Here is a 9,228-nt window from a genome sequence, read left to right on the forward strand (position 1 = left end):
TCCGCTTAAGCTTGCGGTTCTCTTCTTCCAGTTCCTTAACCCGCTTTAGCTCACTACCGTCAAGGCCGCCGTATCGCTGGCGCCATTTGTAAAAGGAGGCAGGACTGACCCCGTGTTCACGTGTGATTTCCTGAACGCTTTTACCAGCCTCGAATTCCTTAAGGATCTTACTGATCTGCTCCGGTTTGAATCGTTTCCCTTTCATAATACACTGTTAAAGTTATCAATCATTTGCTATTCTCTAACAGTCTTTTTTTCGGGGAAGCTTACATGTGGAAAACTTGCTTTTAAGAAACTCCTTCACAATAAAAAAATATAACCTAACAATTATTCAAATCGGATTGCACCATCTCTTTTACCATCTCTTCCAATGTGTACTTCGGCTCCCAACCTAACACACGCTTAGCTTTGGACGGGTCACCGATGAGCAGGTCTACCTCTGTCGGTCTGAAATATTCAGGATCGACCTTTACAACTACCTTTCCGGGCTCCAGCTGATACTGTGGATTGCTGCTGCTTCTAACTATTGCTATCTCCTTCTCATTTTCTCCCACAAAATCTAGTTCCACTCCCACTTCAGCGAAAGCCATGCGAACAAAGTCACGCACTGAGGTGGTTTTTCCTGTAGCTACGACATAGTCATCGGGCTTTTCCTGCTGCAACATCAACCACATCGCCTCTACATAATCTTTAGCATGTCCCCAGTCGCGCTGCGCATTCAGATTACCCAGATAAAGGCATTCCTGCTTGCCCTTGGCAATGCGCGCCACGGCCATCGTAATCTTACGTGTCACGAAAGTCTCTCCCCGACGGGGTGACTCATGGTTGAACAGGATACCGTTGCAGGCAAACATGCCGTACGCCTCCCTATAGTTGCGCGTAATCCAATAACCGTAAATTTTGGCGGCGCCATAAGGTGAACGTGGATAGAAGGGCGACGACTCGTCGTATAAGCCTTTCGCATTCTTGTTGGCAGCCATCCCTCCGTAAAGCTCCGAGGTAGACGCCTGATATATTTTGGTTTTCTCCGTCAATCCGAGAATACGTATAGCCTCCAACAGACGCAAGGTGCCCACAGCATCCACATTAGCCACATATTCCGGCATGTCAAAGCTTACCTTCACATGCGACATGGCTCCCAGATTATAGATCTCATCAGGTTGCACCTCCTGGATGATACGAATGATATTTGTAGAGTCCGTTAAATCTCCATAGTGGAGTTTGAAACGCACATTCTCTTCATGAAGATCTACATACAAATGATCAATACGCTGCGTGTTGAAAGAAGAAGCCCTTCTTTTTATACCATGAACCTCATATCCCTTCTCCAACAACAGTTCTGCTAAATACGAGCCATCTTGTCCTGTAACCCCTGTTATTAATGCTTTTTTCATTATGTATTGATCTTAATATTTTATACTATAAAAATTCTGCTTTCAGCATACGAGACAGCCCCTCCTCCAAGGTGTAGGGAGGAACGAATCCCGAATCCCGCATTTTCGTGGAGTCGTATTTGGTCACCGCACAGAATTTTTTTTTACTCTGACAGAACTTATAGGCAGCTTCTTTCGTGTGATAAAGGCTAATACATCAAAACAATAGCCGCCAAGCATTCCTAAGGCGTAAGGAATCTGGATGGAAGGGATATGCTTCCCTAAGATTTTGCTCGTAAGAGCTACCAGATCCTTTGTCGTGAAGTCCGGCTTATCCACGTAGTTGAATACATGATATCCTTCCCTGTATTGCTCTATCAGAAACTGAATGAAAGCTACCACATTCCCCACATAGGACATGGACTTTTCGTTATTTCCCTTACCTACCATCATAAACTTGCCAGAAGCAATCTGATGCAGCAAGTTATATACGTTCCCGCGGTTTCGTTCTCCGAAAATCACGGTCGGACCAACGATATTGATGTTCCAGTCCTCATGCGTTTTGTACCACTCCTGTAGCACCTGTTCCGCCTCCCATTTGCTTTTGCCATAATGATTGAACGGATCCGCCGGGAAAGATTCATCCGGATTATCTTTATCCAACCCGTATATCGCTACCGAACTGGTGAACACCAAACGCTTAACACCGTTGGCTTCCATAGCCTTCAGCGTATTGCGCATACCCTGCACATTCACATCGTAGTAAAGACTGACAGGAGTCACATCATCTCTATGCTCTGCCGCCAATAACACCACCAGGTCCGTATCCTTCAGCAAGGCCGTTATCTTCTCCTCGTCCAAAACATTCGCAATGTGCGTAATCTCTTTAAACAATTCACTTGGTGCCTTGTCAATATTTTTGAGGGAATATCCTTCTTGTTGACGCAGACGTTCTAGCAGTCTTGTGCCAACGAACCCCGAACCTCCTATTATTGCTACACGCATGTTTAATATTATTTAGGAACTAACTCTGTTGAAGTTTAACCGCATTCTTGCTATTCACCCAATAATTAAACAGCACCGTGATTAAGAGCCATAGAATAATATCAAACAGAATAACAAGATTATTACTAATATATTGAACTGTAATCAGATTGAAAATAGAGAAAAATAAGGAAAGTCCCAAAATAGTGAGCATAGCCCCCCCCTGTGAGAAAATCCACTACGTAGAAGTTTATGATGAATATGGCTTCTGTCTGGCTTAAAAAGCGGTTTCTTTGTAAAAAAACGGATTAATATAACGCGGACAACATCAAAGATAGGCACAATAAGTGTAGAAAAAGCCACCACAATAGCTCCTTCAGCAAAAGGTTTTATCTCTTTCAGGTTCATCGAATAGCTTATGGTCAAGAAAGCCACCGTATAGCCCAACGTCATACTTCCCGTATCCCCCATAAAGATGCGGCGACGGCGCTTGGAAACACCAAACACATTATAGTAAAAGAACGGTATAAGCACTCCCGCCGTGATGAAGGCCAGAATAGCATGCACCCAGGCCCCATTATAGAAGAATAAGCCTCCCATCACCAAACAGCTCATCATCACCAAACCCGAACACAGCCCATCCAATCCGTCAATAAGGTTGATCGCATTGATAATAAATACTGTAGCAAATACCGTCAGGGCTATACCTATCAGATGAGGCACCTTCACGATAAAACATACGCCATAGAGGTCATTTATCCACAGATTGGCCAGAGGGAACAGCATTACCGCCCCTATCTGGATTAAAAACTTCCACTTGTAATCGACGTTAATCAGGTCATCAGCTACCCCCATAAGATATAAAGAATAACCATACCGCAACCCCAGACAGCCCTGAATTTACACTCTACTTTGTTTTTTCCCAAACATCCCCTTTAGCTTTCTAATTAAGGATTTATCCTCTTTCTTCTCTCCATAACCGTAACCATAACCGTAGCCATAACCATAACCACGTTTGAAGTCTACGTCGTTTATCACCACAGCCATGTTTTTCAGCTTGCCTTGCTGATAAAGCTCTTTAGGCACATTGAGCAAACGTCTGTCCAAATAGTTAGCACGAGCAACATATATTGTTAAATCAGCGTATTCCGAAATCAGGATAGTATCTGTCACAAGACTTACCGGAGCCGTATCTACAATCACATAGTCATAATGCTCTCTACCGTAGTTAATAATATTGGACAAAATATCCATTCATCAATAGCTCCGCAGGGTTCGGTGCTATATACCCAGAATAGATAATATCAAAATTGTACGGTTCCGGCTTCTCTATCACAATCTGCGCAATATCAATCTCCGGATTAATCAAATACTGGGTAATCCCAATGTTGGTGTGCTGCAGATGCGACAGCCCTAAGTAGTCTAATACCCTTGGCGAACGAATATCTGCTCCTAAAAGCAAAACCTTCTTACCGGACATGGTCAGAATCTTAGCCAAGTTGGTAGCTATAAAGGATTTACCCTCTCCGGAAGTTGTGGATGTCACATAAATCACCGAAGAATCCTTCTTATGCCCCAACATAAAATTAATATTCGTACGCAAAATACGTATAGACTCAGCCAAGGAGGATCTATCGTTGTCCTCAATAATATTGTGTTCCGAAGATGGCACCTCTCCCAAAATAGGTGCAGAGAACGCATCCTCCACATCCTTTCTCGAGTGAATCTTATTATCAAGCATAAACTTGATGTATAAAATTAAAAATGGCAAAATAAGGCCAAGAATGAATCCTCCCAATAATATTATCGGTTTTTTAGGAGACACAGGAATCGAGGAGCCATAGGCTTCGTCGATTATCTTTAGGTTTGCAGGAGTTGCAGAAGCCTTAATCTCGGTTTCCTCACGCTTTTGCAACAAGAATAAGTATAAGGACTCAAAAATCTGCTGCTGGCGTGAAATATCTTTATAATCCTTCTCTTGGGTTGGAAGCTGCCCCAACTTACCGGTATATTTGCTGGTCTGCTCTTGAATAACGCCTACGTTTGTTTGCAACACATTTCTATAATTCTGAAGCGAAGAAATCAGGTTTTTTTTAACCTCATTAATATTCTTTTCGAGATTTTTTACGATAGGGTTGTCCGGCGTTGCCGATTTCAACAGGTCTTCTCTTTCAAGGACCAGCTCGTTGTAAGAACGTATAGTAGCCTCAATAGACGGGTCTGTCAACCCTATATTAGACGGCAGCAGCTTCATCTCATCCGTCACCGACTCACGCATCATGTCTGCCAAGCGCAGCTGCGTCTGATATTCTATCAGCTTACGCTCATTCGTCGCAGCACTCTCCATGTACATCTGGACCTCCGAACGCATATCAATCAGATTGTTCTGATCTTTATAAGTAGCAACTTTGCTGTCCGACTGCGAAAGGTCCTTCGTAATCAAGGCCAAACGGTTGTTAATAAACTCCGAAGTAGCCTTGGTAAGCTTCAGCTTATCTTCCTTGGCATCCAAATCGTACTGCTCGATAACCGAATTAATAATAAGTGCCGCCTTTTTCCGATTGGTATGGTTCATGGAAAGATTAACAATATAAGACTGCTTCTCCTTACCATTAGGCGTAATATTGATATTAGTTAACAGTCCATCCACCACCTTCTCTATCGGCACAATGTCTATCTCCAATTCGTTTTCGAACTTACGGCCTTTTTGCGGCATAAGCATAATAGCCCCTACCGGCGTATTTATCTTCTCACCGAAAACATATTGATCTATGATTTGCTCTTTATCCGAGAACTTCACCTGACCATTATCTTTCGGCGTTAGTCGAAAAGTATAGGTTAAGGAATCAAGCTTCGGATTATCCTCATCCAAGAGGATAACCTTCACCGGCGATTCACTTTCCAAAAGTTCCGATTCCATAATCTTCCCTTTGGAATTATAGACTATATTTAGTCGGTTATTATTTACTACTTTAGTCAAGATCCGACGCGACTTCATCACATCAATCTGATCCGACACAAAAGCAGAAGCCTGGCTTCCTCCTCCCGTCACAGAAAGAAGCTCTGACAGTCCAGCCATGTCTCCAGCCCCGGACTTTTCATCTTCCAATAATATTTTAGCCTGCACATTATATATCTTAGGTGCATATCTTAGATAAAGAAAGGCTCCCGCTAAACATATAACCACAGATAGCACAAACCACTTCCAGTAATAGGCATACTGCTCTACATACTGTCTTAAGTTTATCTCGTTCTCTTCCTGTATATGTTGTGGATTTTCAGTATTCATGCAATATTAATTACGGGCGATTAATGTGATTAAACCAATAATAAGACTGGCCACAGATACGAAAACGGAGGTGTTCTGTGTGTATTTTGACGACTGTATGCGTGCCCCGTTAGGTTCCACGTAGATTACATCGTTTTGTGCCAAATAATAAACTGGTGAATTCAAGGCTTCCGGAGAGGTCAAATCTATACGGTGTACCTTCTTCTCTCCGTTCTGCTCACGGATAACGAGCACATTCTTTCTGACACCATTGATGGTCAGATCCCCCGCAAGACCCAAAGCTTCCAATACCGTAATGCGGTCGTTGTTCACAGGAAACGTACCCGGATTTCTTACTTCTCCCAGCACAGTAACTTTAAAATTCCTCACCTCTATACTCACCCCCGGATCCACAATAAAACGACCTACTTCTCTTCGCAAATAATCCAAAGCCTCCGTCCTTGTCTTGCCGGCCAACTTAATCTTCCCCAATTTCGGAAAATCTATATAGCCGTTGTTATCAATAGTATAGGTCGGAATAAAAGGGTTTGTTCCTTGCACTGTTCCTGCAGCTCCCGCATAAGAAGAAATAGGATTAAAAGGTTGAGTTGCTCTTATATCATCCGCAGTTATCGATATAGCCAAGATATCTCCCGGTTGAAGCTTCGGAGCATTATTTTCATAGGCTGTTATCAAGGCCGCACTGTCCACACTTTGAAAATATACCAAGTCCTTCCGCGAAGCACAAGACAGACAAAACAAACTGATAAGAGCAAAACAAAGAAGTATTCTATTCATAACCGTTTTATAAAAAACATAACAAATATTAAACCACAATATTTATTATGTCACACAAAAGTAATGCTTATTTAGCATAAAATTAAAAGCCTGACGTTTTTCTTTTAGGTAAAATAAAAACTAATTTACCTTAAAAAAACATAATATATTAAGAAAGAACGTATTCCGTGTTCGAGAAAAACTATTCTATCTTTGTTTCGCAGTAACCAGACGCATGATAGTAGCCTTAATCCTTGCTCTATCCTCATCCGTCAGATTTGAACCCGAAGGAAGACATAATCCCTTGTCAAACAAATCTTCCGCCACTTTACCACCATAGTACGGAGCATCCGCAAAGATTGGCTGCAAATGCATAGGCTTCCACAACGGGCGCGACTCTATATTTTCTTCCAGCAAGGCCAAACGTAATTCTTCCCTTGTAAAGCCAGCCTCTTCCGGCTCAATAACAATGGCTGACAGCCAGTGGTTGGCAAAATACTTCTCATCCGGCTCGGAAAACACACGTACACCTTGCACTCCGGCAAACAGCTCTTTATAAAAGCCGTGCATCGCTCGGCGAGCTTTCACACGATCCCTCAATACTTCCATCTGTCCTCTACCTATACCCGCACAAATATTGGACATCCTGTAGTTGTATCCTATATGCGAATGCTGATAGTGCGGCGCATTGTCGCGTGCCTGCGTAGAAAGGAATACGGCCTTATCTTTATCTTCCTGTGTATGACATACCAAAGCCCCTCCTCCGGAAGTAGTAATAATCTTATTACCGTTGAAAGAAAGCACACCGAATCTGCCGAACGTACCGCAGGCCTTCCCCTTATAGGTAGAGCCCAAAGCTTCCGCAGCATCCTCTATCAAAGGTATATCAAACTCCTTGGCTATTCCTAACACCTCTTCTACGTTGAAAGGCATGCCGTACAGGTGTACCGCAACGATGGCCTTAGGCTTCTTTCCTTTAGCTATGCGATCTTCAATAGCCTCACGCAATGCAACAGGACAGATGTTCCACGTATCAGGCTCGGAATCCACAAACACAGGCGTGGCACCCTGATAAACTATAGGATTTGCCGATGCCGAGAAAGTCATAGACTGACAGATCACCTCATCGCCATGACCTACCCCACACTCTATAAGCGCCAGATGCAATGCCGCCGTACCCGCAGATAGTGCCGCAACTTTTACTTCTCCTCCCAGAAACTGCTCCAAATCTTGCTCAAAAGCATTCACATTGGGACCCAAGGGCGCAACCCAATTGGCATCAAATGCTTCGTGTATGTATTTTAATTCGTTACCGCCCATATGTGGTGAGGATAACCATATTTTTTCTGACATACTATTATTTTCAAACTAAAAATTTCTTTGCTTTATAATCTTCCCCGGGTTTCCTACTACCGTACATCCATCCGGCACATCCCTTATAATCACTGCCCCAGCACCTATGGTACACCACCTGCCAATCTTGATTCCCTGAATCACTGTCGCACCTATGCCTACGTGAGTACCCTCTCCCACAGAAACGGATCCGGCGAGGCAGGCATTGGGCGATATATGCACATAGTCCCCCAACACACAATCATGATCTATGGAGGCTGCTGTATTGATAATACAATGTTTTCCTATACGAGCATCAACATTGATAACTGCCGCAGGCATAATTACCGTCCCCTCCCCAATCTGCACATATGGAGAAACTATAGCTGTCTTATCTTGTATAATGCCAAAGGATTTCCCACGAAGCTCCTCCTCCACAACTTTCTTACGGATTGCATTGCTCCCTATAGCTACCACCCATCGCGAAGCACCATACAAAGGTAAGTTTTCTGGTTTCAAGTATATAGGATATTTAGCTAACAAATGCTCTCCCCCTTTGTTTGTGTCGATGACACCTTTTATCGTCCATGCTGTGCCCTCCGCCATATCCGCGATGACTTTAGCATGTCCGCCGGCTCCATACAGTATAAGGTCTTTGTTTTCCATATTCTACATTGTTTCATTGCCGGTAAACGGCTCTATCGTAACATGCCCTTCTGCTGAAATACCTTCTCGTTTGAACACCTTTTTAATCGTCATCAATATAATTTTGACATCCAACACGAAGGAAATATTATCCACATACCAGACATCGTAATCAAATTTTTGTTTCCAAGATATGGCATTACGACCATTTACTTGGGCCCAACCCGTAATACCGGGACGCACCTCATGCCTTCGGGCCTGATGTGTATTATACAAGGGAAGATATTCCACCAACAAAGGGCGCGGACCGATCAGAGACATATCCCCTCTAATAACATTTATCAGTTGGGGAATCTCATCCAATGAAGTCTTACGAACAAAACTACCAATTTTTGTCAAGCGCTCAGCATCCGGCAAAAGTTTACCTTCTGCATCACGCTTATCATTCATCGTCTTAAACTTTATAATCTTAAAAATCTTTCCCCCCTTACCCGGTCTAGATTGAAAGAAAAAAGGCTTGCCTCCATTGGCAAAAAATAAGCCTATAGTGACAATAAGAAATACCGGAGACAATATCACAAAGCCTAATAAAGCAACAATAAAATCTATAATTCTCTTAAAAAAGTTCTTATACATCTCCCACCCCCTTTTCTTTTAACAGTTTTCTATATTCTTCCAGTAGCGCTTTCCAGACTACTTTTTGTTCATAGCGACTCGTTATCATATTTGAGTCTTAGTAWTTYATTTTATTTATTAAAGAMCTTCTTCGTTTATTCAGTCTACACATTGCCTGATATAAGGCCTCTTCATCTTTTGTCGGAACTATTAATCCGTTCTCCCCTTCTACCA

10 protein-coding genes are annotated in these 9,228 nt (G+C 42.8%); all 10 read right to left on the reverse strand.

The annotated features are described in order from the left end of the window. Positions 1 to 205 (reverse strand): transposase (locus SD31_RS10590; RefSeq protein ID WP_039054096.1); only part of this gene is annotated, 205 nt, incomplete at its 3' end. 115 nt (positions 206 to 320) lie between these two features. After that, the gene (gmd, locus tag SD31_RS10595) at positions 321 to 1,394 is read right to left on the reverse strand and encodes a GDP-mannose 4,6-dehydratase (protein ID WP_039054097.1); all 1,074 of its coding nucleotides are present in this window, start codon (positions 1,392 to 1,394) and stop codon (positions 321 to 323) included. Positions 1,395 to 1,517: 123 nt separating this feature from the next. After that, on the reverse strand, positions 1,518 to 2,378 hold the full coding sequence (locus SD31_RS10600; RefSeq protein ID WP_316929853.1) for an NAD-dependent epimerase/dehydratase family protein: 861 nt from the start codon (positions 2,376 to 2,378) through the stop codon (positions 1,518 to 1,520). A gap of 144 nt (positions 2,379 to 2,522) precedes the next feature. After that, positions 2,523 to 3,212 carry an MraY family glycosyltransferase gene (locus tag SD31_RS10605; protein ID WP_052258968.1) on the reverse strand — a complete coding sequence of 230 codons (690 nt, stop codon included), beginning with the start codon at positions 3,210 to 3,212 and terminating at the stop codon, positions 2,523 to 2,525. 45 nt (positions 3,213 to 3,257) lie between these two features. Continuing rightward, positions 3,258 to 3,602: a tyrosine-protein kinase family protein gene (locus tag SD31_RS19160; RefSeq protein ID WP_231561472.1), complete on the reverse strand. Its 345-nt coding sequence runs from the start codon at positions 3,600 to 3,602 to the stop codon at positions 3,258 to 3,260. Next, entirely contained in the window at positions 3,586 to 5,646 is a 2,061-nt protein-coding gene (locus tag SD31_RS10610; protein WP_231561473.1) for a GumC family protein, read from the reverse strand. Before SD31_RS10610 ends, SD31_RS19160 begins: the two co-directional genes overlap by 17 nt. A gap of 6 nt (positions 5,647 to 5,652) precedes the next feature. Beyond that, entirely contained in the window at positions 5,653 to 6,423 is a 771-nt protein-coding gene (locus tag SD31_RS10615) for a polysaccharide biosynthesis/export family protein (RefSeq protein ID WP_039054098.1), read from the reverse strand. 186 nt (positions 6,424 to 6,609) lie between these two features. Continuing rightward, a complete protein-coding gene (locus tag SD31_RS10620; protein ID WP_039054099.1) occupies positions 6,610 to 7,755 on the reverse strand; it encodes an aminotransferase class I/II-fold pyridoxal phosphate-dependent enzyme in 1,146 nt (381 codons plus the stop codon). A 15-nt stretch (positions 7,756 to 7,770) separates the two neighbouring features. After that, positions 7,771 to 8,400, reverse strand: coding sequence for an acetyltransferase (locus tag SD31_RS10625; protein WP_039054100.1), 630 nt, complete (start codon positions 8,398 to 8,400; stop codon positions 7,771 to 7,773). 3 nt (positions 8,401 to 8,403) lie between these two features. Then, positions 8,404 to 9,015: a sugar transferase gene (locus SD31_RS10630; protein WP_039054101.1), complete on the reverse strand. Its 612-nt coding sequence runs from the start codon at positions 9,013 to 9,015 to the stop codon at positions 8,404 to 8,406. Between the last annotated feature and the right edge of the window lie 213 nt (positions 9,016 to 9,228).

Source organism: Sphingobacterium sp. T2, assembly GCF_000814685.1.
In the GTDB taxonomy this organism is placed as follows: Bacteria; Bacteroidota; Bacteroidia; order Sphingobacteriales; family Sphingobacteriaceae; genus Sphingobacterium; species Sphingobacterium thermophilum.

What these genes read in the sequence shown, in the direction of transcription:
- gmd (WP_039054097.1), bottom strand. Translation starts at nt 1,394, where the DNA reads ATGAAAAAAGCATTAATAACAGGGGTTACAGGACAAGATGGCTCGTAT.
- SD31_RS10600 (WP_316929853.1), bottom strand. Translation starts at nt 2,378, where the DNA reads ATGCGTGTAGCAATAATAGGAGGTTCGGGGTTCGTTGGCACAAGACTG.
- SD31_RS10605 (WP_052258968.1), bottom strand. Translation starts at nt 3,212, where the DNA reads ATGGGGGTAGCTGATGACCTGATTAACGTCGATTACAAGTGGAAGTTT.
- SD31_RS10610 (WP_231561473.1), bottom strand. Translation starts at nt 5,646, where the DNA reads ATGAATACTGAAAATCCACAACATATACAGGAAGAGAACGAGATAAAC.
- SD31_RS10615 (WP_039054098.1), bottom strand. Translation starts at nt 6,423, where the DNA reads ATGAATAGAATACTTCTTTGTTTTGCTCTTATCAGTTTGTTTTGTCTG.
- SD31_RS10620 (WP_039054099.1), bottom strand. Translation starts at nt 7,755, where the DNA reads ATGTCAGAAAAAATATGGTTATCCTCACCACATATGGGCGGTAACGAA.
- SD31_RS10625 (WP_039054100.1), bottom strand. Translation starts at nt 8,400, where the DNA reads ATGGAAAACAAAGACCTTATACTGTATGGAGCCGGCGGACATGCTAAA.
- SD31_RS10630 (WP_039054101.1), bottom strand. Translation starts at nt 9,015, where the DNA reads ATGTATAAGAACTTTTTTAAGAGAATTATAGATTTTATTGTTGCTTTA.